The organism is Variovorax trehalosi, assembly GCF_051216415.1.
GTDB lineage: Bacteria > Pseudomonadota > Gammaproteobacteria > Burkholderiales > Burkholderiaceae_C > Variovorax.
This window is the reverse complement of the sequence record NZ_JBPJZG010000006.1, coordinates 297150-323489: the sequence shown is the minus strand read 5'-3', so window position 1 is coordinate 323489 and position 26340 is coordinate 297150. Positions and strand designations below refer to the sequence as shown.

The following is a 26340-nucleotide window of genomic DNA, read 5'->3' as shown; positions in this document are numbered from 1 at the left end:
TGGGCCCGCGGACCTTAACCCACCCGCAGCACCGCATCCGCCGGCAGCGCCTGCCAGTCGATCCACTCGCCCACCGCCACATGGTGCGTGGGCGTCGCGGCGACCTCGGGCGCGCCCCACTGCAGGGTGAGGCTGCGCTCGCCGAGCCGCAATGCGATCTCGAAGCCCGGCCAGTGCGCGGGCACGTGCGGCGTCAGCGAAAGCTGCCTGCCCTTCACGCTCAGCCCCAGCAGCGTTTCGACGGAGGCGCGATGCAGCCACGCGGCCGAACCGGTGTACCAGCTCCAGCCACCGCGTCCGACATACGGCGCGGCGCCGTAGATGTCGCCCGCCATCACGTAGGGCTCCAGCTCGTAGGCCGGCCCGCGCTCCGGATTCGCCGCGCGGTGCGCCGGGCTCAGCCCCTCGAAGCTCTGCCACGCCGCCTCATGGTCGCCCTGCAGGGCCTGCGCCATCAGCGCCCATACCGCGCCGTGCGAGTACTGCCCGCCGTTCTCTCGCACGCCCGGCGGGTAGGCCTGGATGTAGCCGGGGTTGTTGGTCGAGTGCGCGAAGGGCGGCGTCAACAGACGCAGCAGGCCGGCCGGCTCGTCGTGCAGGTGCTTCTTGATGGCGGCCATCGCAGGGCCGGTGTGCGCCTCGTCCGATGCGCCCGAGAGCACCGACCACGCCTGTGCGATCAGGTCGATGCGGCATTCGTCGTTGGTCGATGAGCCCAGCGGCGCACCGTTGTCGAAAAAGGCACGGCGGAACCATGCGCCGTCCCATCCGGCGTCGTGCAGCGCGGCGATCCAGCCGCGGCGCGCCTCGGTCCAGCGTGCCGCGCGCTCGTGTTCGCCGCGCGCTTCGGCGATCGGCGCGTAGTGCTCGACCACGCTGCAGAGGAACCATGCGAGCCACACCGATTCGCCGCGGCCTTCGTTGCCCACGCGGTTCATGCCGTCGTTCCAGTCGCCCGTGCCCATCAGCGGCAGGCCGTGCACGCCGGTCTTGAGGCTCCGGTCGATGGCGCGCGCGCCGTGGTCGAACACGGTGGCCGTGCGGCCGTTGTTCTGCGGCGCGTAGTAGGCGTCTTCGGCGCCATCGGGAATCGCCGGGCCTTCGATGAAGCCGACCACCTGGTCGAGCAGCGATGCATCGCCGGTCACCTCGACATAGTGCGCCGTTGCGAACGGCAGCCACAGCAGGTCGTCCGAGAAATGCGTGCGCACGCCGGCGCCGCCGGGCATGTGCCACCAGTGCTGCACGTCGCCCTCGGGGAACTGGCGCGCGGCGTTGACGAGGATCTGCTCGCGCAGCCGCGCCGGATCGGTGAGCGCGAAGGCCATCGCGTCCTGCAACTGGTCGCGAAAACCGAAGGCGCCGCCCGCCTGGTAGAAGCCGGCCTTCGACCAGAGCCGGCAGGCGAGCGTCTGGTAGATGAGCCAGCGGTTGACCATCGCATCGAACAACGGATCGGGCGTGCGCACCGCAAGGCGGCCGAGGAGCTCGTCCCAGAAGCCGCGCACCTGCGCGAGCGCCTCGGACACGTCGCGTTGCCGCCAGCGGCGGGCGAGTTCGAGTGCCGCGTCGGCGTTGTCGGCATGGCCCAGCACGAAAGTGAAGGTAGCCGTCTCGCCGGCACCGACGACGAACTCGCCGCCGATGGCCGCGCAGGCATCGAGCCCGCTGCCCGCGCGCCGCGCGAGCGTCTCGGGCACCTCGACGATGCCGTGGCCCGCGAAGAACTCGTTGCGGTCGCAGGTCCATTGCGTGGCCCCGGACAAACCGGCGAGCAGCAGGAAGGCCGTGCTGCCGCCGAAGCCGCCGCCCGATTCGCGCTGCTGGCCGAACACCGCGGGCTGGTCTTCCGGCTTCCAGCAGTGCACCGTGCGCCGCTCGCCGCGCGCCGCTCCCATCTGCCACTCGACCATGCCGAGCGCGCGCAGGCGCCGCTGGTTCGAGCCCTCGTTGTGCACGCGCACCTGCACCAGCTTGACGGCATCGTCGCGATCCGCGAAGAAGGTGGTCTTGAGTGTCAGGTTGCGCAGCCGGCATTCGAAGACCGTGTAGCCCTGCCCATGCCGCACGCGGTGGCGCACGGCTTCGGAACCGCTGGCACCCTGTCCGGCCGGCGTGAGTGGCAGCAGCTCGCGCGTGGCCAGGTCCTGCAGCAGGTAGTGCTCGAAGGCCGGGTCCTGCACCGGGTCGTTCGACCACGGCGTGACCTGGTGCATGCGGCTGTTGCCGGCCCAGGTGAAGCCGGTGCCCCACTCGGACACCTGGAAGCCGAAGTTCGCGTTGGCGATCACGTTGACCCAGGGGCGCGGCGTGCGGTTGTCCATGTCGACGTCGAAGCGGAACTCGCCGCTCTCCGCATCGAAGCGGCCGGCGGGCGAGGACATTGGCGTCGTCGCGGGCTGCGCAGATTGGGCCGCGGCGGAGCGCATCAGCAGTGGTGTGCGCTGCGGCACCGGCGCGCTGCTGTCGTCGGCAATCGTCGGGCTGCGCGCTTCGTGCAACGCGGCCACCTGTACCTCGAGGGCGCGCCCGTCGGCCGTGAACACCACGCGCGCGAGGCTGGAGAGCGCAGCCTTCTCCGAGGGCGCCACTTCGTGATCGCGCAGCAGGTAGAAGCCGGCCGTGTCGTTGCGCGGAAAGCTGTTCTGGGTCTGTTGCTGCACACGGGTGCGCAGGGTCTCGATCTCTCGCTGCAGCGGCATCAGGTAGGAGTTGGGCTCGCTGTTGAGCACCACCAGGTCGCAGGCCACGCCGCCGAAGCCCCACCACGGCTGCGCGCGCAGCAGCGTGTTGATGAGCCCCATGCCGTTCATCGAATGGATGTAGACCAGCACGATGGGCTTGTCGCCCGAGATGCCGAAGCGCCAGATCTGCCTGAGGTCGATGAGCCCGCGGTCCTTCATCACGCGGGGCGTGGTGTAGGTGAGGATGGTCGTGAGGTCCTGCAGCGCAAGGTTCTGCGCGGGCGCGATGCTCAGGTCGCGCAGCCGCACCTGCGCCAGCGTGGCGGCCATGCGCGTGGCGCGCTCCACGTGCATCGGCTGCAGGTAGCGGTCGATGCTGGGCATCAACGCCTCGATGCTCTCGTCGGCGGCGGTCGCGAAGCTCAGGCGCGCTGTGGCGCCCGGTGCGATCGACAGGCGCACGCGCAGGCACGCGATCGGGTCCAGACCGTTCACCGGTGTGCCGTTGACGTGCAGCGGCTGCGGGTCGAGCGCGGGGCTCGCGAGCGAGCGGTTGCGGCCGATGAAGGCGCGCCGGTCGGTCATGCAGTCGATGGAGAGCACATGCGCATCGACCGAGGCGACGAAATGCGCGGCCGCCACCACCGGGTCACCGTGCAGGCGGGGCTTGCGCGACAGCAGCAGTGCGCGCCACGCGGGTTCCCAGCGCGATTCGACGAACAGGTTGGCGAAGGCCGGATGCGCCTCGTCGGCCTTGGGGTTCGAGAGTACCGGCTCGAAGTACGAGATGAGTTCGAGCGTGCGCGTCTCGTCGCCCGAGTTGTGCAGCGTGATGTTGCGCAGCTCGGTGTCGTCCTCGGGGCTGATGAGCACCGTGGTGCGCACCTGCAGGCCGGGGCCGGCGGCATCGAACTGCACCTGGTCGGCGAGAAAGCGGGTGCGGTAGAGCCAGTCGGCGCCGGGCGCGGGCAGGGCGGTGAGCGAGGTGAGCTCGCGCTGCCCTTCGTCGCGGATGTAGAAGAAGGTGCCGTGGCTGTCGCGCAGCGGGTCGTCGCGCCAGCGCGTCACGTTGAACGAGCGCCAGCGGCTCACGCCTGCGCCATTGGCGCGCAGTGCCACCGTGTAGCGGCCGTTCGACAGCAGGTGCGTGGGCTGGAAGCCGGCCGCCATCGGATCGACCAGGCGCGGCTGGAACAGCGGCGCCAGCTCGGTCTGGCTGGGCTCGGGCGGCGTGCGCGGATCGGCGCTGCCGATGATCTGCCGCGGCGTGCGTTCGTGCAGCAGCGACTCGTGCGCCTGCACCAGCGCGGCACTGCCGAACCAGCGGCGCGGCCCGTCGGCGCACAGCACGTTGCACAGCGCCACCAGCGACATGCCCTGGTGGTGCGCCATGAAGTTGCGCACCACGGTGAAGTCCTGGCCTTCGGCCTGGCGCGAGGTGGTGAAGTCGACCGCGTCGTGAAAGCCGAACTCGCCGCGCGCGCCGAGCGATTCGAGCCGTTCGAGATTGCTCACCGCCGCCGCCGGCGCCAGCAACGCGGCCATCGCGCTCGCATAGGGCGCCACCACGCGGTCGGTGGGCGGCGTGCGGCGCAGCGCCAGGCGCGGCACGCCGAAGGGGGAGTACTGGTAGGCGAGCGAGTGGTCCTGCGCGAAGTAGGCCGATTCCGAAACGCCCCACGGCAGGTTCTGCGCGCGGCCGAAGGCCTGCTGCTCGGCGATGGCCGCGGTGTTGGCCACCTGCAGCAGGCCGTCTTCGGGCTCGGACATCACGAGCGCGGGCATCAGGTACTCGAACATCGAGCCCGACCATGATTTCAGGCTGGGTTCGAAGCCCACCAGCAGAAACGGCCGGCCCAGTGCCATCCAGTGGCGGCGCGGCACATCGCCCTTGGCGATCGCCAGGAAGCTCAGCAGGCGCGACTCGGAGGCCAGCAGGTCGTAGTAGCTCGCGTCGAGCACGTTCTCCTCGACGCGCAGGCCGATGTGGAACAGGTGGCGCTTGGCGTCGTAGAGACCGCTGAAATCCATGCCGGCATGCAGCGCGTCGCAGCGCTGCGCGAGCGCTTCGAGTGCGGGTGCTTCGTGGGTCTCGCAGCCCTCCGCGGAAAAGGTGCGGCAGGCCTGCGCCACCGCCACGAGATGGCCTGCGAAGTTGCCGCTGTCCACGCTGGAGACGTAGTCCGGCGGCAGCGGCTTGAGCGTCTGCGTGTCGTACCAGTTGAAGAGGTGGCCCTGGTGCTTCTGCATGCGGTCGACGGTATCGAGCGTGGCGGCGATGCGGGCGAGCAGTGCCGCCGTGTCGATCCAGCGAAACTCGCGCGCGCAGCACGCCGCCAGCAGGTACATGCCGATGTTGGTCGGCGAGGTGCGATGGGCGATGGTGGGCTGCGGCTCCAGCTGCAGGTTGTCGGGCGGCAGGTGGTTGTCGTCGGGGCCGACCACATGCTCGAAGAACAGCCAGGTGTCGTGCGCGAGTGTCTCGAGGTAGCTGCGCTGCTCGGTGCTCAGCGGATCGGGCACCTCGGCATCGACGCGGCTGCTCCACCACGCAAGGACAGGCGCGAGCGCCCAGATGACGAACAGCAGCGGACCGATCACCGGGTATGCGCTCCAGTGCGCTGCCACTGCGAGGGCAAGGCAGACCACGCTGCTGAGGGCACCACCGCGCAGGAACGGCAGCAACTGCTGGCTCGACTGCGCCTGCGCCTGCGCAGCGGTGGTCCACTGCAACAGGTGCTTGCGGCTCACAACCAATCGCCACGTCGCGAGCAAGGCCGCGTCGAGCAGCAACCGCGTCTGCGCCGCGAGCTGCACGAACTGCCAGGCCGCGCCGGACATGGCGCGCAGCAATTCGACGGCACCCACATCGAAGAAGTGGCGCAGCTCGATGGCGCGCCGCGTCGGCACCAGCCCGGCCAGCGCGCCGAGCAGCGGCCCGAGCGTGAGCGCCGAGCCGACGGCCGCCAGCGCCCAGCCGAGCGGCATGGCCTGCGTGAAGATCACCAGCACCAGCAGCGCGAAAGAGGCGGGCACCACCTGCGAGCGGCGCAGGTTGTCGCCCATCTTCCAGAGGCCCAGCGCGTCGATGCCGAAGCGCCGGGCGCGCCACATCAACGGCAGAAGTTGCCAGTCGCCGCGCACCCAGCGGTGCACGCGCGAGGCGGCCACGCCGGCGTGATGCGGATGGTCTTCGATCAGCACCACGTCGCTCACCATCGCGCAGCGCGCGACCGTGCCTTCGAGCAGGTCGTGGCTCAGCACCGCGCTGTCGGGCAGGCGGCCGTCCAGCGTGGCGTGCACCGCGCGCACGTTCAGCAGGCCCTTGCCGGTGAAGGAGCCGCTGCCGAACACATCCTGGTAGATGTCGGAGGCGCCGCTGCCGTAGGGGTCGAGCCCGCACTGGCCGGCGAACATCCAGTGGAAAGGGGAGCGCTCGTTGCGCATCGGGAACGGCGTGACGATGCGCGGCTGCAGGATGCCGAAGCCCGCGACGACGCGACGGGTTTCTGCATCGACCTCGGGTGCGTTGAGCGGATGCGCGGCAATCGACACCAGGTCGCGCAACGCGCCGGGCGGCAGGCCCGTGTCGCTGTCGAGCGTCAGCACGTAGGGCGTGCGGCCCGTGGCCAGTTGCTGGCCCGGCGCCAGCGGCAGGAAGCCGCCGGCATCGCCGGTCGCGAGCAGGCGCACCAGCATCTCGAGCTTGCCGCGCTTGCGCTCCCAGCCCATCCAGCGTTCTTCGGTGTCGCTCCAGGTGCGCGGGCGGTGCAGCACGAGGAAGCGCGGCGTCGCGCCGTCGGCCACGGGGTATTTAGCGTTGAGCGCGGCGATGCGCTGGATGGCATCGTCCAGCAGCGGTGCATCTTCGGGCAGCGAGGCCTGCGGGGCGTCGGCCCAGTCGGTCAGCAGCGCGAACTGCGCGTGCTGCTCGCGATTCGCGAGCCAGTGCAGCTCGAGCCGGTGGGCGAGCTGCACATTGTTCGCGGTCGAGGTCAGCAAAGTGGGAATGACGACGAGCGCACGGTGCCGCTCGGGAATGCCGGCCGCGAAGTCCAGGCGCGGTAGCGCCTGCACGCGCACCGACTCCGCCATGATCCGCTGCGCGAGCGCGATCAGCGCCTCGGAGAGCGGCCATGCGAGCAGCACGAGCGCGACCACGGTGGTCCAGTCGCCGCGGTGCGGCAGGCCATGCGCCACGGCGAACAGCAGCAATGCGGTGCCCACGGCGACTGCCGACAGGTACACGGGCAGGCGCCAGCTGCGATGGCTCCCCGTCGGACGGCCATGGACTGCACGGCCATTGCGGCCCGCCTGCCCGTCGGACTGCAGCGCGGCCATCAGCGCTGGCCGGCCCTGGCCGAACAGGTAGTAGCCCGCGGTGCCGTCTGCACGGTCGGTCTCCGCGGCCGCGTCGTCGGCCGGCGCGCTCGCGGCCATGCGCACGACGGCCTCGGCCACTTCGCGCTCGGGCTGTTCGGTGTCGCGCGCCACGCGCTCCATCGCATGCGTGATCTGCTGGCGTGTGAGTTCGCTTTCGCTCGCAAAGCTCGGCAGTTCGCGCAGCACGCGCAGCGACCGGCTCACCGGCTCGATCAGGTCGCTCCACTCGACCTGGCCGATCATGCGCAGCGTGGTGATGATGTTGCCGACCGTGAGGTTGGCGGCCGCCTGCGCGTTCTGCGCGTCGTTGATCAGCGCCGGGCCGTTGGGGCAGTGCTGTTCGGTCCAGCGCACGAGCGCGGGCATGTTCTCGCCGTGCTCCACGGGCAGGCGCTGCCAGAGCTGCGTGAGGTAGTTGTCCTGCAGGCCGTGGCTCTGCAGCGCGCGGTAGAGCACGTCGAGGTCCTGCGCGGAGAGATGTGGTGCCGCATCCCAGGCGGCATGCGCGATCTCGCGCGCGACCTTGTTCTCGGCAATGCTCTCGGCCACGCGGCGCAGGTTTTCGAGCAGCACCACGCGCAACGTGGTGGGCAACGCCCAGAGCTCTCCGAGCGTGAGCTCGTCGATGTCCTGGTACGCGTTGAGAAAAGCGGTGAACAGCGTCTTGTTGAGCACGCTGTCGGTGTGCGCCACGTACGCCCACGCAATGCCGTACACGCGCGGCAGGCCCGCGAGCGGCGGCGTGGCCAGCTTGGGCAGGCGCGCGTAGTAGCTGCGCGGCACGCCATCGTGGATCTGCTGGAGCTGCGCCTCGACCAGGTGGAAGTTGTCGAGCAGCCATTCGGCGGCCGGCGACACATAGCGCCCGCTCTGCGAGATCCGTGCGATGTAGTCGAAGGCTGCGCGCAGCGATTCCAGGTTCTCGTCCACGCGCGGAAAGAAAGGTGCGCCCTCGCGCGCGCGACGGCGGTCTTCTTCCACCACCTGCGCGCGCGCGAGGCTGTGGCCGTGCTGTTCGAAGCGTTGAGCACCGAAGAGTTCGGCGCGGATCGGAGGGGCTACGGGGTCATGCGGACCCAGAAGCAGGGTCCGGGCGTAGTGACTGAGCCCCTGGAGGCGGTCGGCGACGGCTGCGGCGCTCAAGCGATCGCGAAGAGACCGATGACGAGGACCGCGGCCATGCAGGCCATCGTGACGATGCGGCCCGCAGCGAGTGCGCGCACACGTTGCATGTGGCTTCGCACCGAGAACCATCGGCCGTGGGCGCGCGCGCAATGGCGCATGTGGGAAGCCAGGGCTTCGAAATCGTCGTTGACGAAATCGACTTGCGAATGGGTGAGGGACTGCGGGACGGACATTGCAACGGGCTCCTGTGAAACGACTTCGAGCTGCCGCGCGATTGCGAGAACTGTGAACGTGCCCGACCGTACCCTTTTAAATGACCTTACGGGTGCCTGATTGGCGCCTGTGGATGTAGGAGAGGGCGCACAAGGCGCCCTCTTTGGTGCTCGAAGCCTAAAAAATCAACCGGTGTTGCGCAATCCCGCAGCCACTCCGTTGATCGAGATGTGAATCCCGCGCTGCAGTCGCTCGCCGCCATCGCCCGCGCGATAACGGCGCATCAGTTCCACCTGCAGGTGGTGCAGCGGATCGATGTACGGAAAGCGATGTCGAACAGAGCGCTGCATCTCCGCATTGCCTTCGAGCCGCTGCTTCGCGCCTGTGATGAGCGTGAGCGCGTCCGAGGTGCGGTGCCATTCGGCATCGATCATCGAGAACACCTTCTGGCGCAGCTTGCGGTCGGTCACGAGTTCGGCGTAGCGCGAGGCGAGGGCGAGGTCGCTCTTGGCGAGCACCATGTCCATGTTCGACAGCAGCGTGCGGAAGAACGGCCACTGTTCATACATGCGCTGCAGCAGCGCCACGCGTTCCTTCTTGCCGGCGGCGTTGCCGGCCGAGGCGAGGAACTGCTCCACGCCAGAACCGAAACCGAACCAGCCCGGAATCGTGAGCCGGCACTGGCCCCAGCTGAAGCTCCACGGCACTGCGCGCAGGTCGTCGATCTTGTGGCTCGGGTTGCGCGATGCGGGGCGCGAGCCGATGTTGAGTTCGGCGATCTCGCGGATCGGCGTGGAGCCGAAGAAGTAGTCGCCGAAGCCCGGGGTTTCGTACACCAGCTTGCGGTACGCGGCCATGCTGGCGCTCGAGAGTTCGCCCGCGGCCGAGAGAAAGGCGGCGGGCGCCGACTTGCCTTGGGGCAGCAGCGTGGCTTCGAGCGTGGCGGCCACCAGCGTCTCTAGGTTGCGGCGGCCGATCTCGCGGTTGGCGTACTTCGAGCCGATGACTTCGCCTTGCTCGGTGAGGCGGATCTGGCCGCGCACCGTGCCCGGCGGCTGCGCGAGGATCGCCTGGTAGCTCGGGCCGCCGCCACGGCCCACCGTGCCGCCGCGGCCGTGGAACATGCGCAGGCGAATGGGGTTGGCCTTCTTCTTGTTGAGCTCGTCGAACAGCGACACCAGCGCGATGCCTGCGCGGTACAGCTCCCAGTTGCTGGTGAAGATGCCGCCGTCCTTGTTGCTGTCGCTGTAGCCGAGCATCACGTCCTGCTCGGCGCCCGAGCGCTCGATGAGCGCCTGGATGTTCGGCAGCGCATAGAAGGCACGCACGATGGGCGCGGCGTTGCGCAGGTCTTCGATGGTCTCGAACAGCGGCACGACGATCAGGTCGCACACTGCGTTGGTGGCCATCGCGCCGCGCAGGAGCCCCACTTCCTTTTGCAGCAGCAGCGCCTCGAGCAGGTCGCTCACCGTTTCGGTGTGGCTGATGATGTAGTGGCGGATGGCCGCCACGCCGTAGCGCGCACGCGCGGTGCGGGCGGCGGCGAAGATGGCCAGCTCGCTCTTGGCGAGCGGCGAGTAGTCGGCATCGGGCACGCGCAGCGGGCGGGCATCGTCGAGCAGCCTGAGCAGCAGCGTCTGCTTGGCTTCTTCGGCGAGCGACGCGTACGACGGCTCGATGCGCGCGGTGGCGAGCAGTTCGGCGATCACCGCCTCGTGCTTGTCGGAACTCTGGCGCAGGTCGACGGTGGCGAGGTGGAAGCCGAACACTTCGACCGCGCGGATCAACGGACGCAGTCGCTGCGCCGCAAGCACGCTGCCGTGCTTCTCGTTGAGTGACTCTTCCACGGTGCGCAGGTCGGCGAGGAATTCCTCGGCGTTGGCGTACGGGTTCTGCGGCGCGACGGCATGGCGCGCCGCTTCGCCGCCGGTGAGCTCGCGCAGCGTGGCTGCCAGGCGCGCGTACACGCCGGTGAGCGCGCGGCGGTAGGGCTCGTCCTTGCGGTGTTCGCTGGTGTCGGGCGAGCGCTCGGCCAGCGCCTGCATCTCGACCGACACATCGACCAGCGTGGCCGAGAGCGAGAGCTCGCCGCCCAGGTAGTGCACCTCGGTGAGGTAGTGGCGCAGCGCCAGTTCGCACTGGCGGCCGAGCGCGTATTCGAGCGTCTCGGCGGTGACGTTGGGGTTGCCGTCTCGGTCGCCGCCGATCCACTGGCCCATGCGCAGGAACGGCGCGACCGATGGCGTGTGGCCGCCTTGCACCAACGCCTTCTCGAGGTCGGCATAGACGCGCGGAATCTCGCGCAGGAACGTGGCTTCGTAGTAGCTCAGCGCGTTCTCGATTTCGTCGGCCACGGTGAGCTTGGAGAAGCGCAGGAGCCGCGTCTGCCAGATCTGCGTGACGCGCGTGCGCATCTGCGTTTCGTTCTCGGCGAGCTCGATGGGCGAGAGCGCGTCCTTGCCGCTCGCATAGGCGTTCTGGCGCAGCTTGATTTCGTCGCGTGTGGTGAGCAGCAAGGCGATGGCGCGCTCGGCATCCAGGATGCTCTTGCGCTGCACTTCGGTCGGGTGCGCGGTGAGCACCGGCGACACGTAGCTGTGGGCGAGCGAGGCGACGATTTCGTCGGGCTTCACGCCGGCCTTGCGGATGCGCGCGAGGGCGGTCTGCAGGTCGCCGTCGGCCAGCACGCCTTCGCGATCGGCCTCGGTGCGGCGGCGAATCTGGTGGCGGTCTTCCGCAAGGTTGGCCAGGTGGCTGAAGTAGGTGAAGGCGCGGATCACGCGCACCGTCTCGGCGGCGCTCAGGCCCTTGAGCAGGTTCTTGAGCGCGCGGTCGGCCGCATGGTCGGCATCGCGGCGGAAGGCCACGGACAGGGTGCGGATCTTCTCCACCAACGCATAGGTTTCGTCTCCTTCCTGCTCCCGGATCACATCGCCGAGGATCCGGCCCAGGAGCCGGATGTCGTCGATCAGTGGCTGGTCTTCGGCCTGTCGGCGCTTGGGGGGAGCAGGGGTCTTGCTGGCTTTCATTCGATGTTGTTCCTGGGACTTGAATGGACGCGCCGCCTGCGTTGCTGCGGCGCAACATGCTAGCATTCCAGCGGTCTGAAACCTGTACTTTTTGGGAGCGGTCTTGAGCAATATCGTGATCGCAACGCGCGAAAGCCGGCTGGCCCTTTGGCAAGCCGAACACGTGCAAGCGCTTCTGCAAGAAAGAGGCCATACGGTCAGCCTCCTGGGCATGACGACCCGGGGCGACCAGATCCTCGACAAGAGCCTGAGCAAGGTCGGCGGCAAGGGCCTCTTCGTGAAGGAACTCGAAACGGCGATCGAAGACGGTCGCGCCGACATCGCGGTGCATTCGCTGAAAGATGTGCCGATGGACCTGCCCGAAGGCTTCGTCCTGGCCTGCGTGCTGGAGCGCGAGGACCCGCGCGATGCACTGGTCTCCCCCCGATATGCCTCGCTCGACGAACTGCCGCACGGCGCGGTGGTCGGCACTTCGAGCCTGCGCCGCGTGGTGCTGCTCAAGGCCAGGCGGCCCGACGTGCGCATCGAACCGCTGCGCGGCAACCTCGACACGCGCCTGCGCAAGCTCGACGAAGGGCAGTACGACGCGATCATCCTGGCCGCCGCGGGCCTCAAGCGCCTCGGCCTCGGAGACCGCATCCGCGTGGCCTTCGAACCCGACGACATGCTGCCGGCCGCAGGGCAGGGCGCACTGGGCATCGAGGTGCGCGCCGACCGCAAGGACCTGATCGAACTGCTCGCGCCGCTCGCGCACCAGGGCGACTGGCTCTCGACCGCCGCTGAACGCGCAGTGAGCCGCGCGATGGGCGGCAGCTGCTCGATGCCGCTCGCGGCGCACGCCCGCTGGCAGGCCGACGGCGCATTGCGCATCGATGCCGCCTGGGGCGACCCCGAAGGCAACGCGCCGCTCGTTCGCGTCCATGCACAGGCCGAGGTCGGCGACTTCGCACGCGCCGACGCGCTCGGCGAACACGCGGCCGCGTTGCTGCGCGACGCAGGCGCCCACTGAAATCCGTGGTCATCAGATGACTGCGCGGCCCGTCATCGTCACGCGGCCCGCGCGCGAGGCGGTGCAATGGGTCGACGACCTGCGCGCCGCCGGCCTCGATGCGGTGGCGCTGCCGTTGATCGTCATCGAGCCGGTCCACGATGCCGAGCCATTGCGCGCGGCCTGGCGGCGGCTCGAAGACTACGCAGCGCTGATGTTCGTGAGCGCGACGGCGGTCGAGCATTTCTTCCTGAACAGGGACGCGGATTCGTCCGACGAAGCGATGGCCGGCCGCCGTTTCTGGGCCACGGGCCCCGGCACGACGCGCGCCTTGCTGCGCGCCGGCGTGCCGCCTGAGGCCATCGACGCACCGCCGCCCGAGGCCACGCGCTTTGACTCCGAAGCGCTGTGGGCGCGCGTGCAGGCCCAGGTGTCGGCGGGCGTGCGCGTGCTCATCGTGCGCGGCGGTGATGAGGCCGGGCAGCCCACCGGCCGCGACTGGCTCGCCAAGGAGATCGACGCGGCGAGCGGGCAGCGCGACACGGTGGTGGCCTACCGCCGATTGCCGCCGTTGTTCGATGTCAGACAACGTCAACTCGCCGTCGATGGTGCGCAAGGCCGCGCGATCTGGCTCTTCAGCAGCTCCGAGGCGATCGCCAATCTCCAGCGCGCGATGCCCGGTACCGACTGGCACGCCGCGAGCGCGGTCGCGACGCACGCACGCATCGGCGAAGCCGCGCGGGCTGCGGGTTTTGGTGCGTTGCGTGTCTGCACACCCCTGCGGGATGCGTTGATCGCGTCGATAGAATCGTTGGCATGAGCGCCGCGTCCCCGTCAGACGACATTTCTCCTTCTTCTCCCGCTGCCGCAACGGCGCCGGTGCCCGCCACGCTGGCGCCGCACCAGACGCCAGCCGCCATGGCCGCCGCGGCCACCTTGCTGTCCCGCATCGGCCTGGGCCTCCTCACGCTCTTGGCGCTGGTCGCATTGGTGATGACCATCGCGCTGTGGAACAAGGTCAGCGGCATGAAGGAGCAGCTGGCACGCCAGAGCGCCGATGCCACCGCGCAGTCGATGGAAGCGCGCACGCTGGCGCGCCAGGCGAGCGACACGGTGCGCGACGCCGCGGCCCGCGTGGCACTCATCGAAACCCGCGTGGCCGAAGTCGCGCTGCAGCGCTCGCAGCTCGAAGAGCTGATGCAGAGCCTCTCGCGTTCGCGCGATGAAAACCTCGTGGTCGATATCGAGTCGGCCGTGCGCCTCGCGCTGCAGCAGGCCCAGGTCACCGGCAACGTCGAACCCCTGCTGGCTGCGCTGAAGGCCGGCGACCTGCGCATCTCGCGCGCCGCGCAGCCGCGGCTCGCACCGCTGCAGCGCGCCATGCAGCGCGATGCCGACCGCCTGCGCAGCAACTCCAGCGTCGACAGCGCCGAAGCGCTGCAGAAGCTCGACGAGCTGATGCGCAACGTGGACGACCTGCCCGCGATCAATGCGGTGGCGGTGCGCGGCACGGGCGTCAACGCGTGGCAGCCCGAACCGATTCCGGCCGATGCGCCGTGGTGGCGGCGCGCACTGCTCACCGTGCGCGGCGAAGCCCGCTCGCTGGTGCGCGTCGGCCGCATCCAAAGTCCCGAAGCCATCCTGCTGGCGCCCGAGCAGACCTACTTCCTGCGCGAGAACCTGAAGCTCAAGCTGCTCAATGCGCGCCTCTCGCTGCTGTCGCGCCAGGTCGATGCCACGCGCGCCGAACTGGCCCAGGTGACCGCATCGCTGAACCGCTATTTCGACCCCGCATCGCGCCGCACGCAGGCAGCCGCCACGCTGCTGCAGCAACTGCAGGCGCAGGTGAAGACCACCGAGCCGGCACGCGTCGACGACACGCTGGCGGCACTGGCCACCGCGGCCGCAGGGCGATAACCCGGTCATGCGCGCTGCAATCTGGCTCCTCGCGCTGTTCGCCGTCGCCGCGGCAGTCGCTCTTTTCGCGGGCAACAACCAGGGCACGATCACAGTGTTCTGGCCGCCCTGGCGCGTCGACCTGTCGCTCAACCTGGTGCTGGTGATCCTGCTGGCGACCTTCGTGCTGCTGCACGTTGCGCTGCGCGCACTGGCCGCGTTGTTCTCGCTGCCGACGCAGGCGCGCCAGTGGCGCCTCCAGCAGAAGGAGCGCACGCTGCACGCCGCGTTGCTCGATGCGATGGTGCAGCTGATCGCCGGCCGCTTCTCGCGCGCACGCAAGGCCGCGCAGGCTGCGCTGGTGCAGGAAAAGACATTGGCGGCGCTCGATGCGCACCTGCCGCAGGCACAGCAGGTGCGCGTGCTGTCGCACCTGCTGGCGGCCGAGAGCGCGCAGGCCTTGCAGGACAAGCCGGCGCGCGATGCACATCTGCAGCAGGCGCTCAACGAGAGCGTCGACCGCACGGTGCTCGCGAGCCCCGAAACGCGCGAGGGCGTGCAACTGCGCGCCGCGCGCTGGGCGCTCGAAGACCGCGATGCGGCTGCCGCGCTCGCCCGGCTCGAAGAACTCCCCCAGGGCGCACAGCGGCGCACGCTGGCCCTGCGCCTTCGCCTCAAGGCGGCGCGGCAGGACCGGCGCACGCTCGAAGCCCTCGAAACCGCCCGCCTGCTGGCCAAGCACCGCGCCTTCTCGGATGCGGCGGCGCAGAGCATCGTGCGCGGCCTGGCGACCGAGCTGCTGTCGGGCGCGCACGACCCGGCGCAATTGATGCGCGCCTGGTCCGAACTCGACAGCAACGAACGCCAGATGCCCGAGGTGGCGATCCACGGGGCTCAGCGCATGGTGGTGCTGCATGGCGACCTGGCGCTCGCGCGCGGCTGGCTGCTGCCCGCCTGGGAGCGCATGGTGGCGAACCCGCGCAGCCTTGGCGATGCATTGCGGGTCAAGCTGGCGCGTGCGCTCGAAGCAGGGCTCGACTCGGTGGACGCCGACTGGCTGGCCCGCATCGAGACCGCCCAGCGCAACAACCCGCGTGATGCGAACCTGCAGTACCTGGCCGGCATGGCCTGCATGAAGCGCCAGCTCTGGGGCAAGGCGCAGCAACTGCTCACGCAGGCCGGGCTCGCGTTGCAGGACGCCGAGCTCTATCGCCGCGCCTGGCTCGCATTGGCCGAGCTGGCCGAAGCACGCGAGGATGCCGAGCAGGCCGCCGCCGCCTGGAAGCGCGCGGCGCAGGCGCCCAGCACCTGATCAGGGGCAAGCGCCCGAAGGCTGCACCGACGGCCTGCGGCTGCCGAAGATCACGAAGCTGATCGCGGCCAGCACCCAGATGCCGATGCCGCCATAGAGCATCACCAGCCCGAAGCCGCGCACCAGCGCCGTATGGACGATTGCGCCGGACGGGTCGAACTGCGCCAGTTCCGGAAAGCCCTGCGCAAGCGATGCGAAGTTGCCGGCCGCGATCTTCTCCGCGAGCAGGCGCAGTTGCTGCGCGTCGAAAGACGCAGGCAGCGCATTCCTCAGCGACGAGAAGATGCCCTCCAGCAGGATGAACCCCATCAGCGCGATGTTGACCGCCAGCGTGATCAGCCGTGCGCTCATGTCGATGCCCGACGCCATGCCCGCGCGGTTGCTGGGCACGGAGCCGGTCGTCGTGTTCGTCACGGGTGTGTTGGTGAGTCCCAGCCCGATGCCGGCCAGCAGGCAGCCGGGCAGCATGGTCATCCAGCTCGCGTGCGCCACGCTGCTGCCGTAGCGCATCGCGAAGAAGCCCACGCCGATCACGAACATGCCCATCGGAATGGCCACGCCCGGCCGCCAGCGCAGCGAGAGGCGCTCCGCCAATGGCGGCATCAGCAGCGTGGGCAGCGTGTAGGCCAGCAGGGCCGAGCCGGCGGTGACGGCGTCGTAGCCCAGGCCGCTCTGGAAGTAGATCGGCAGGTAGATCATGAACGGCCAGAAGCTGAAGTTCATGCCGATGGAGCCGAGGATCGCGCCCGAGAAATTGCGGATGCGGAAGACCGAGAAATCGAACATCGGGTGCGGGTTGATCTTCTCGACCCACAGGAACAAGGCAAAACTCGCGGCAGAAGCGGCGACGATGCCGAGCGCCAACGGGCTCGTGAAGCCGATCTCCGGCCCCTGCGTGATGAACCATGTGAGCCCGAACACCGCCAGCGACAGCGTGACGATGCCCGGCAGGTCGAGCTTCTTCGCGTGCGGATCGCGCGACTCCTCGATGCTGCCCAGCACGAGCGCCAGTGCGAGAACGCTCAGCGGCACATGCACCAGGAAAACCCATTCCCAGCTCGCCAGCGCCGCGATCACGCCGCCGATGATCGGCCCAAAGCCCAGCCCCATGCCGAAGACCACGCCCCAGATCGCGAAGGCCTTGCTGCGCTCGCGCCCCTCCTGGAACTGGTGCGACAGCACCGCGAGCTGGCAGATCAGCATCACGCCGCCGCTCAGGCCCTGCAGGAAGCGGCTCGCGATCAGCACCGGTGCGTCCTGCGCGATACCGCAAACCAGCGAGGTCATGCCGAACAGGACGATGCCGACGACGAGGATGCGCTTGCGGCCGTAGCGGTCGGCCAGCGTGCCGGCGGCCATCAACACCGTGGTGCAGGCGATGGTGTAGGCGTTCATGATCCATTGCATGTCCTTGAAGTCGCCGTGCAGGACTTTTTCGAGCGTGGGAAGGATCACCGGCACGCTGGAGATCTCCAGGCCGAACATCAGGGCGACGAGGCAGACCGCGGAGAGGGCAATGCGGTTCTTGCCGGCGTGGGAGAGAGGCATCGAAAGGCTTTCAGGCATCAGGTCCGGGCGATTCTGTGGAAAGCATCCTCATGATGGAAATGATTTAATTTGCTGAGATTCATTTCAAACCATCATCTATAGCCAGTCATGGACTTCGACCCCACGCTTCTGCGCGCCTTCGTGGCCGTCAAGGAAACCGGCGGCTTCACGCGTGCGGCCGAGCGGCTGCACCTGACGCAATCCGCCGTCAGCCACCAGATCCGCAAGCTCGAGGAGCAGGTGGGCCGGCAGCTTCTGCACCGCACGACGCGTCGCCTCACCGTGACGGAGGACGGCGAAGACTTCCTGCGCTATGCGCAGCAGATCCTCGACACGCTCGATGCGATGACCCGGCGCTTCCAGCCTTCGCCGATCACGGGCGTGGTGCGCTTCGGCGTGCCGGACAACTTCATGGGCGACCGCCTGCCGCCGTTGCTGTCGCAGTTCGCACGGGCGTTTCCCGCGGTGCGCCTGGAGGTCTGCGTGAGCATGCACACCGACCTGCGCGCCGCGATCCGGGCCGGCGAGCTCGATCTCGCGGTGGTGATGTCGCCGCCCAATGTGGCGGAGGGCACGTGCCTGCGGCGCACGCAGCTGGTCTGGGCCGCGGCCGAAACCTTCGAGGCGCCCAAGGGCGCATCGCTGCCGCTGGCCTTCTTTCCCAAGCCCTGCGTCAACCGGCAGGTGGCCGGGTCGGCGCTCGACCTCACGGCGATCGACTGGCATGTGGTCTTCACCTCGGCGAGTCCGCAGGGCATTCGCGCGGCCGTGCTCGCGGGGCTCGCGGTGACGGTGCTGACGCGTGAAGAGGTCGAGCCGGGCATGAAGATCGTCGACGGCCGCTACGGCCTGCCGCCGCTGCCGAGCGTCGATTTCTCGCTGATCTGGAGCGAGAGCGGCAAGACGCCGTGCGCCTGCCGCTTCGGGCAGATGATCCTGGAGATGCCCGACCTGGGGGCCAGCGTGCAGGCATAAAAAAACGGCGCCACTGGCGCCGTTTCTTGTTTGCAGGGAGCTTGCTTCGCTCAGTGCGTGTTTTGCTGCTGCGCGTCGGCAGCCGTCTTTTCGAACGGCAGCGACATCGAGCCGAGGTCGCGGCGGGTTTCGACCAGCACCAGCGGACCTTCGTCGAGCACGATCGCCGGGGGGCGTTCGCGCGGCACATGCACCGGCTTCGGCTCGGCGGCGATGGCAGCGCGCGCTTGCGCGATGCGGTCGGCATCCGAGTTGACCCACTGCAGGCCCGAGCTCTCGGCGATCTGCGCGAGTTCGTTCAGCGGCAGTTCGAAGGACTGCACCTTCGGCAGGGCGCGGCCGTTGCCGGCGGGCGCTGCCTTGGGGCTCTCGACCACGATGGGCGCTGCGACCGGTGCGGGCGCCGCTGCAGGGCGCTCGAAGCGCGGCGGCTGCTGCGGTGCGGGTTCGCGCACTTCGGGGGCTGCGACGACTTCGCGCTCGGCGACGGCTTCCGATGCCAGCGGCAGCGGCTGCTGGCGGGCGGCGGGCGTTTCATACGATTCGCCGGTGGCTTCCACCGCAGCTGCGACGGCGCCTTCGACGACCGGTGCACCGGCTTCGCTCTCGTCGCGCGGACCGCGTTCGCGGCGGTCGCGGCCGTAGCGGTCACGCGAACGGCCACGGCGCTCTTCGCCTTCGCGGCGCGGTGCCTGGTCGTTGCCGGCGTTGTCGCTGCCTTGTTCGCCATCGGCGGATGCCACTTCGGCCACGCGCGCTTCGCCTTCGTTGGCGGCGGGCGGCGCATCGTTGCGGCGCTCGCGGCGGCCGTCGTTGCGGTCATTGCGATCGCCACGCGGTGCGCGCTGTTCGTCGCGGCCGTTGCGGGGCGGGCGCTCGCCTTGCGGGGCGCCTTCACCGGCGACGGCTTCGCCGCGCGGTTGGGCGTCGCCATTGCGCTCGCCGCCACGGTCGTTGCTGCGTTCACCGCGTTCGCCACGGTCACCGCGCTCGCCGCGTTCACGACGCTCGCCGCGAGCGCGCGGTGCGCGTTCCGCTGCATTGCCTTCATCGGCGCCGGGAGCGGCCTGTTGCTGGGCTTCGAGGTTGACGTTGCCGTCGACCAGCGCCTCGGCCGGTGCATTGCGGCCTTCGCCTTCGCGACGCTCGCCACGACCGCCACGGCGTTGTTCGCCGTCGCGCGGAGCGCGTGCCTCGCGGGGTTCACGCTGCTCGCGGGGCTCGCGTTGTTCACGCGGCTGGCCTGCGGCTGCGTCGTTGCGCAGTTCGCTGCTGCGGCCTTCACGGCCCTCGCTGCGTCCTTCGCCGCGGCCTTCGCGGCGCTCGCCACCGCGGCCGCCACGGCGTTCGCCGTCGCGACCACCACGGCGTTCGCCGCCTTCGCCGCGCGCTTCGCCGCGGCCTTCGCCACCGCGACCGCCACGACGTTGTTCGCCATCACGTGCGCCGCCGCGGGCTTCGCCATCGCGGCCCGGACGGCCATCGCGGCGGGGCTTCGGTGCCTCGACCGGAATCGCAGCCGGTGCGGGCGCCTTCGCTTCGGCGGGTGCGCCGCCGAACAGGCTCTTGATCCAGCCGAAGAAGCCGCTCTGTGCCGGAACCGGTGCGCTCACGACGGGCGGCGCGACCGGTGCGGGTGCCGCGACAGGCGCGCGCACCGCTTCGGGCTTGGGCGGAACGACCGGCGCGGGTGCGTCGGGCAGCACGCCCTTGATGACCGGCGTCTGCTTGTTGGTTGGCTCCTGCGAGCGGCGGGTGACGGCCGTCGGATCTTCGATCTCGTCGGCCATCTTGTAGCTGGCTTCGATGTGATCGAGGCGCGGATCGTCGTGCTTCAGGCGCTCGAGCTTGTAGTTCGGCGTTTCGAGCGTCTTGTTGGGCACCATCAGCACGGTCACGCGCTGCTTGAGCTCGATCTTGGCGATTTCGGGGCGCTTTTCGTTCAAGAGGAACGACGCCACCTCGACCGGCACCTGAACGTGCACGGCGGCCGTGTTGTCCTTGAGGCACTCCTCCTGGATGATGCGCAGGATCTGCAGCGCGCTCGATTCGGTGTCGCGGATGTGGCCCGAGCCGCCGCAACGGGGGCAGGGGATCGACGAACCTTCGCTGAGCGCCGGCTTCAGGCGCTGGCGGCTCATTTCCATCAGGCCGAACTTGCTGATCGAGCCGAACTGCACACGGGCGCGGTCCTGGCGCAGCGCATCGCGCAGGCGGCTTTCGACTTCGCGGCGGTTCTTCGACTCGTCCATGTCGATGAAGTCGATGACGATCAGGCCGCCCAGGTCGCGCAGGCGCATCTGGCGGGCCACTTCGTCGGCGGCTTCGAGGTTGGTGCGGGTGGCGGTCTCTTCGATGTCGCCGCCCTTGATGGCGCGGGCCGAGTTCACGTCGACCGAGACCAGCGCCTCGGTGTGGTCGATCACGATGGCGCCGCCCGAGGGCAACTGCACGGTGCGGGCGTAGGCCGATTCGATCTGGTGCTCGATCTGGAAGCGGCTGAACAGGGCCGCGTCGTCGCGGTAGCGCTTCACGCGGGCGGCATGCTCGGGCATGACGTGCGCCATGAACTGCTGCGCCTGGTCGTAGATGTCGTCGGTGTCGATCAGGATGTCGCCGATGTCGTGATTGAAGTAATCACGGATCGCGCGGATCACGAGCGACGATTCCTGGTAGATCAGGAAAGCGCCCTTGCCGCCCTTGGCCGCGCCGTCGATGGCGGTCCACAGCTTGAGCAGGTAGTTCAGGTCCCACTGGAGTTCGGGCGCCGAGCGGCCGATGCCGGCGGTGCGCGCGATGATGCTCATGCCCTTGGGGTACTCGAGCTGGTCCATCGCCTCCTTGAGGTCGGCGCGGTCTTCGCCCTCGATGCGGCGCGAAACGCCACCGCCACGGGGGTTGTTGGGCATCAGCACGACATAGCGGCCGGCCAGCGAGATGAAGGTGGTGAGGGCCGCGCCCTTGTTGCCGCGTTCTTCTTTTTCGACCTGGACGGTGAGTTCCTGGCCTTCGCGGATCGCGTCCTGGATGCGGGCTTGGCTGGCCGACACGCCTTCGGCGAAGTACTGCTTGGAGATTTCCTTGAACGGCAGGAAGCCGTGGCGGTCTTCGCCGTAGTCGACGAAACAGGCTTCGAGGCTGGGCTCGACGCGGGTCACGACCGCCTTGTAGATGTTGCCCTTGCGCTGTTCGCGCCCTTCGATCTCGATTTCGTAGTCGAGGAGCTTTTGCCCGTCGACGATGGCCAGGCGCCGTTCTTCGGCTTGCGTGGCATTGATCAGCATCCGCTTCATGATGCGTTGTCCTTATATGTATCGTTCTCTGCAGCCCATGACGGGCCAACGATGCACGGACGACGCCCGCGAAACCAGGGAATTGCCGCTTGGCCCCGGATGCTGTGACTGCCGCGCCAGGCGCGAGCAGGCCTCTCGAGCGTCAGCTCAAGAAGACAGCCGGGGTGGGGGCGCGTGGATGGGCGCGAGCCAGATTCGGTGTTGAGTGGCGATCTTTTCGATCGCCGGTTGCGCAAGGGGGGCGCGCGCTGCGGAAGATCCAATGCCGGAGGCCGCTGGCAGAAGCCAGGTCGGCCAGCGAAGGCATATTTGAATCAGCAGCATCAACACAACAAGGGACTCGCTTCGATCCGCCGGCAGCTTGGAAGCTGCAGGCTGGGTATTCCGTATCGGTGTTTCGTGGGTGTCGGCTTGACTTGGGTGCCGGGCCTGCCACTTTGCGCAATTGCGCGGGGTTTGCAGCTCGGCGCCAAAGCGGCATCGACCTCACAGCATGGTCGTCAGTGCTCTAAACTTCTGTCTAATCAAGCACTTACACGACCGCGCTGGTGAAAAACATTATAGGTGCGAAGCAAAGCCCCGAGACCGCTCCAAATCCCGCAGATCGAAATGCCGGGGCCGAGGCAGGCGCGCACGGGGCCATCAAATTCATCACCGTCGACGCGGAGTCCGCGGGGCAGCGGCTCGACAATTTTCTTTTTCGCCATCTGAAAGGCGTGCCGAAGACGCATGTCTACCGGATCATCCGGTCGGGCGAGGTGCGCATCAACAAGGGGCGCGTCCAGGCCGAGACCCGCATCGAGGTCGGCGACGTGCTCAGGCTGCCGCCGGTGCGAATTTCGCCGCGGGCGGAGGAGGGCGCCACGCCACCCGCGCCGGCACGGGAGTTCCCGGTGCTGCTCGAAGACGATGCGGTGCTGGCCATCGACAAGCCCGCCGGCGTGGCGGTGCATGGCGGCAGCGGCGTGAGCTTCGGCGTGATCGAGCAGCTGCGCACGGCGCGTCCGGGTGCCAAATTCCTGGAACTGGTCCACCGGCTGGACCGCGAAACCTCCGGCATCCTGCTGGTCGCCAAGAAGCGCAGCGCCCTGGTCGCGCTGCAGGACCAGTTCCGCGAGCGCGAGACCGGCAAGACTTATCTGGCGCTGGTCGAAGGCGACTGGCCCGCCAACAAGAAGGTGCTCGATGCGCCGCTCGCCAAGTATTTGCTGCCCGATGGTTCCGGCGCCGGTGCCGGCGAGCGCCGCGTGCGCGTGGTCGCCAAGGACCATCCGGACGCAATGCGCGCCGTGACGCTCGTTCGCGTGCTTGCGCGCCTCACGCTGCCGGGCGACGCCACGCCGCTGTCGCTGCTGGCGGTGACGATCAAGACCGGACGCACCCACCAGATCCGCGTGCACCTGGCTTCCGCCGGCCATGCGATCGCGGGCGACGACAAATACGGTGATTTCGAGCGCCAGCGCGCCTTGCAGAAACTCGGCCTGAAGCGCATGTTTCTTCATGCGTGGCGATTGCAGTTCAACCACCCGGCGGGCGGCGAGCGCATTGCGCTGCAGGCCGACCTGCCGCCCGAACTGCACGCGCTGATGCCGCCTTCCGCGCTCCAGGCGCTGGCCCAACACCCCACTCCCACGGCTCATGACTGAATCTTCCGCAAGACCTCCCCGCTTCGACCTGATCGCCTTCGACTGGGACGGCACGCTCTACGACTCCACCCGACTGATCGTGCGCTGCATCCAGGCCGCGGTGATCGACGTCGGCGGCGCCAAACCGTCCGAGAACGATGCCGCCTGGGTGATCGGCCTGGGGCTCGCGGAAGCGCTCGCGCGCGCAGCGCCCGATGTGCCGAAGGAAAAGTACCCCGAGCTCGGTGCGCGCTACCGTTACCACTACCTGCAGCACCAGGACGACCTGGTGCTGTTCGACGGCGTGCTGCAGATGCTCGACGCCCTGCGCGCGCGCGGCCACAAGCTGGCCGTGGCCACCGGCAAGTCGCGCCGCGGGCTGAACGAGGCGCTGAAGTCGGTAGCGCTGCGCGACCGCTTCGACGCCTCGCGCACCGCCGACGAAACCTTCGGCAAGCCGCATCCGCGCATGCTGCTGGAGCTGATGGAAGAGCTCGATGTGCCGGCCGAGCGCACGCTGATGATCGGCGACACCACGCATGACCTGCAGCTGGCCACCAACGCCGGCTGCGCCAGCGTGGGCGTGAGCTACGGCGCGCACGAGCCGGCGAGCTTCGACGAGTTCAAGCCGCTGTTCGTCGCCGATTCGGTTGCCGCGCTGGAAACGTGGCTCCTCGACAACGCCTGAGGACGTCGCCGTGAGCGAAGAGCGCATCCCGCTGTGCAATGCCTCGGACCTCGTTGAAGGCGGCCGCGCCGTGCCCTTCGATGTGGTCCACGGCGGCGAAACCTGCCGCGCCTTCGCAGTGCGCTTCGAAGGCCAGCCGCACGCATACCTCAACCGGTGCAGCCACGTGGCGATGGAAATGGACTTCCAGCCCGACCGCTTCTTCGACGACACCGGCCAGTGGCTGCTGTGCGCCACCCACGGCGCGGTCTACCAGCCCGACACCGGCGAATGCATGGGCGGCCCCTGCCGCGGCGGCCTCGTGAAGATCGCCCTGAGCGAACGAGACGGCGTGGTGCACTGGCATACTGCCTGGAACCTCCAACCTCTCACCTTCTGACACATGACCGACCCGAATCGCAGGGAACCCGAGGGTTTCGATCCGTTGGAACCGGTAGCTCCCCTCGCCACCCCCAAGAACATGGCTCAAGACCCCACACAGCGCCCCAACTGGGAGCGCGCAACGCTTGAAAAGCTCGCCTTCGCCGCGCTCGGCGAACAGAAGGCCACCCGCCGCTGGAAGACCTTCGTGCGCCTGGCATGGCTCGCGTTCTTCATCTTCCTGGCCTGGTTCGCGCTCTCGCGCAGCACGCCGAGCACCGCCAAGACCACGGCCCACACGGCCGTCGTCGAGATCAAGGGCGAGATCGCAGCGGGCGGCGACGCCAGCGCCGAGTTCGTCGTAGCGGCCATGAAGACGGCCTTCGAGGACGACGGCGCCAAGGGCGTGGTGTTGCTGATCAACTCGCCGGGCGGCAGCCCGGTGCAGGCCGGCATCATCAACGACGAGATCAAGCGCCTGAAGGCCAAGCACAAGAAGCCGGTCTACGCGGTGGTCGAAGAGACCTGCGCTTCGGCGGCTTACTACATTGCGGCCGGCGCGGACAAGATCTTCGTGGACAAGGCCAGCATCGTCGGCAGCATCGGCGTCTTGATGGACGGCTTCGGCTTCACCGGTGTGATGGACAAGGTCGGCGTGGAACGCCGCCTGCTCACGGCCGGCGAGAACAAGGGCTTCCTCGATCCGTTCAGCCCGATGAGCGACGCGCAGCGCGCACACGCCCAGACGATGCTCAACCAGATCCACGCGCAGTTCATCAACGTGGTGAAGACCGGCCGCGGCGATCGCCTGAAGCTGGACACTCCCGGCCTGTTCAGCGGCCTGTTCTGGAGCGGCGAGCAGGCGGTCGAATACGGCCTGGCCGACCAGCTCGGCAACGTCGATTTCGTGGCGCGCGAGGTGATCAAGGCCGAAGAGGTCATCGACTACACCCGCCGCGACAACGTGGCCGAGAAGCTGGCCAAGAAGTTCGGCGCGGCGATGGGCGAAGCCTCGGTGCGTTCGCTGCAGGTCGCGACACCCGCGCTGCGCTGAAGCGCAGATAAAAACCCTCAGGCCGCTTCGCTGCGCGTGAAGCGGGCCGAAGCGGCCAAGGCCGCAGCGAAGATCACCACCACATAGAGCGCGGCAGTCAGCGAACTGGCCCGCGCCAGCAGGCCGATCACCGCGGGTCCGGCCATGAATCCCAGATAGGCGACGGCCGATACCGAAGCGATGCCGCTGGCGGGCTCGACGCCCGGTATGCGGGCCGAGGCGCCGAACAGGATCGGCACCACGTTCGCAAAGCCGACCCCGACGCCCGCGAAGCCGACCAGGGCGAGCCAAGGCAGATCGGTCAGCAGCACCAGCGTCATCGCCGCGGCCGCAAGCACGCCGCTGCCGCGCAGCAGGGCCACCGGCGTGAAGCGGGCCCGCATGGCATCACCGCCGAAACGCGCGGCAGCCATGGCCGCGGAGAAGGCCGCATAGGCGAGTGCCGCCTGCTTCTGCGGGCTGCCCAGCTCCTGCTGCATATAGAGAACGCTCCAGTCGTAGATCGCACCTTCGGCGATCAAGCCCAGCGCAGCCAATACGCCGAGCACCGCGAGCGGGCCGCGGGGCAGGCGAAAGCTGTGGTCGGCAGTGGCCGTGTCGCCCGTGACGGCCTTGGGCAGCATGCGCGTCGAGGACACGGCGACCAGCAGCACCATCACCGCCGCGACCAGCAGCAGGTGCGCCTGCGCGCCCATGCTCGCCGCAAGCACCGCACTGCCGCTCGCGGCGCCGGCCATGCCGCCCAGGCTGAACATGCCGTGCATGCCGCTCATCAGCGGCGTGCCACTTTGCATTTCAAGCTGTGCCGCCTCGGTGTTGATGGCCACGTCGAACACGCTGGTGACGAGGCCGAACGCGGCCAGCAGGCCCATCAGCGCGAAGTAGCCCGGCATGGCGATCAGGCCCGCCAGCAGCAGCGCATAGACGCAGCCGGAAAGGGCGGCGATCCGTCGCGGGCCGTGGCGGCCGATCCAGCGGCCCGCACTGGTCAGGCCGAACATCGCGCCGGCGCCCGCTGCGAGCAGCGCCAGCCCGAGCTGGGCTTCGTCGAGGCCGTAGTGCGCTTTGACCGTGGGAACGTGAACGCCCCAGGTCGCGAAGATAAAGCCGGAAGAAAAGAACTGCGCGCGCGAGGCCCAGCGCGTGCCGGCGGTCACCACCACCATC

Annotated in this window: 15 protein-coding genes; 9 read left to right on the top strand and 6 right to left on the bottom strand. The window is 68.8% G+C overall.

The window, feature by feature from the left end:
* Window positions 1–14: 14 nt before the first annotated feature.
* From ACSFA7_RS23475 to ppc, 3 genes are all read right to left on the bottom strand, one after another.
* Window positions 15–8210 (bottom strand): glycoside hydrolase family 94 protein, encoded by an 8196-nt coding sequence (locus ACSFA7_RS23475; protein ID WP_435501575.1) that lies wholly within the window; start codon window positions 8208–8210, stop codon window positions 15–17.
* On the bottom strand, window positions 8207–8425 hold the full coding sequence (locus ACSFA7_RS23470; protein WP_257863372.1) for a hypothetical protein: 219 nt from the start codon (window positions 8423–8425) through the stop codon (window positions 8207–8209). Before ACSFA7_RS23470 ends, ACSFA7_RS23475 begins: the two co-directional genes overlap by 4 nt.
* A gap of 165 nt (window positions 8426–8590) precedes the next feature.
* Window positions 8591–11434, bottom strand: a complete 2844-nt coding sequence (ppc, locus tag ACSFA7_RS23465) for a phosphoenolpyruvate carboxylase (protein ID WP_435501574.1) — start codon at window positions 11432–11434, stop codon at window positions 8591–8593.
* Between the two features lie 82 nt (window positions 11435–11516).
* On the opposite strand from ppc, the gene hemC reads away from it, so the two are divergent.
* The 4 genes from hemC to ACSFA7_RS23445 are packed head-to-tail and all read left to right on the top strand — an operon-like array spanning window position 11517 to window position 15630.
* Entirely contained in the window at window positions 11517–12443 is a 927-nt protein-coding gene (gene hemC, locus ACSFA7_RS23460) for a hydroxymethylbilane synthase (protein ID WP_435501803.1), read from the top strand.
* 16 nt (window positions 12444–12459) lie between these two features.
* The gene (locus ACSFA7_RS23455; protein ID WP_435501573.1) at window positions 12460–13242 is read left to right on the top strand and encodes a uroporphyrinogen-III synthase; all 783 of its coding nucleotides are present in this window, start codon (window positions 12460–12462) and stop codon (window positions 13240–13242) included.
* On the top strand, window positions 13239–14339 hold the full coding sequence (locus ACSFA7_RS23450; protein WP_435501572.1) for a uroporphyrinogen-III C-methyltransferase: 1101 nt from the start codon (window positions 13239–13241) through the stop codon (window positions 14337–14339). Before ACSFA7_RS23455 ends, ACSFA7_RS23450 begins: the two co-directional genes overlap by 4 nt.
* Window positions 14340–14346: 7 nt before the next feature.
* Window positions 14347–15630: a heme biosynthesis protein HemY gene (locus ACSFA7_RS23445; protein ID WP_435501571.1), complete on the top strand. Its 1284-nt coding sequence runs from the start codon at window positions 14347–14349 to the stop codon at window positions 15628–15630.
* Here ACSFA7_RS23445 and ACSFA7_RS23440 read toward each other — a convergent pair whose 3' ends face one another.
* Entirely contained in the window at window positions 15631–17178 is a 1548-nt protein-coding gene (locus ACSFA7_RS23440) for an MFS transporter (protein WP_435501570.1), read from the bottom strand.
* Between the two features lie 108 nt (window positions 17179–17286).
* Between ACSFA7_RS23440 and ACSFA7_RS23435 the strand changes: the two genes are divergently transcribed.
* Complete coding sequence (locus tag ACSFA7_RS23435; protein ID WP_435501569.1) at window positions 17287–18153, top strand: LysR family transcriptional regulator; 867 nt, start codon at window positions 17287–17289, stop codon at window positions 18151–18153.
* Between the two features lie 50 nt (window positions 18154–18203).
* On the opposite strand, the gene ACSFA7_RS23430 is transcribed toward ACSFA7_RS23435, so the two are convergent.
* Entirely contained in the window at window positions 18204–21446 is a 3243-nt protein-coding gene (locus tag ACSFA7_RS23430) for an Rne/Rng family ribonuclease (protein ID WP_435501568.1), read from the bottom strand.
* Between the two features lie 548 nt (window positions 21447–21994).
* Between ACSFA7_RS23430 and ACSFA7_RS23425 the strand changes: the two genes are divergently transcribed.
* The 4 genes from ACSFA7_RS23425 to ACSFA7_RS23410 are packed head-to-tail and all read left to right on the top strand — an operon-like array spanning window position 21995 to window position 25173.
* Window positions 21995–23092, top strand: a complete 1098-nt coding sequence (locus tag ACSFA7_RS23425; protein ID WP_435501567.1) for an RluA family pseudouridine synthase — start codon at window positions 21995–21997, stop codon at window positions 23090–23092.
* On the top strand, window positions 23085–23759 hold the full coding sequence (locus ACSFA7_RS23420) for an HAD family hydrolase (RefSeq protein ID WP_435501566.1): 675 nt from the start codon (window positions 23085–23087) through the stop codon (window positions 23757–23759). The genes ACSFA7_RS23425 and ACSFA7_RS23420 overlap by 8 nt, the downstream gene beginning before the upstream one ends.
* A gap of 10 nt (window positions 23760–23769) precedes the next feature.
* Window positions 23770–24138 (top strand): Rieske (2Fe-2S) protein, encoded by a 369-nt coding sequence (locus ACSFA7_RS23415; RefSeq protein ID WP_435501565.1) that lies wholly within the window; start codon window positions 23770–23772, stop codon window positions 24136–24138.
* 3 nt (window positions 24139–24141) lie between these two features.
* Complete coding sequence (locus tag ACSFA7_RS23410; RefSeq protein ID WP_435501564.1) at window positions 24142–25173, top strand: S49 family peptidase; 1032 nt, start codon at window positions 24142–24144, stop codon at window positions 25171–25173.
* 17 nt (window positions 25174–25190) lie between these two features.
* Here the strand turns inward: ACSFA7_RS23410 and ACSFA7_RS23405 are convergent, their stop codons facing one another.
* Window positions 25191–26339, bottom strand: coding sequence for an MFS transporter (locus tag ACSFA7_RS23405; protein ID WP_435501563.1), 1149 nt, complete (start codon window positions 26337–26339; stop codon window positions 25191–25193).
* Between the last annotated feature and the right edge of the window lies 1 nt (window position 26340).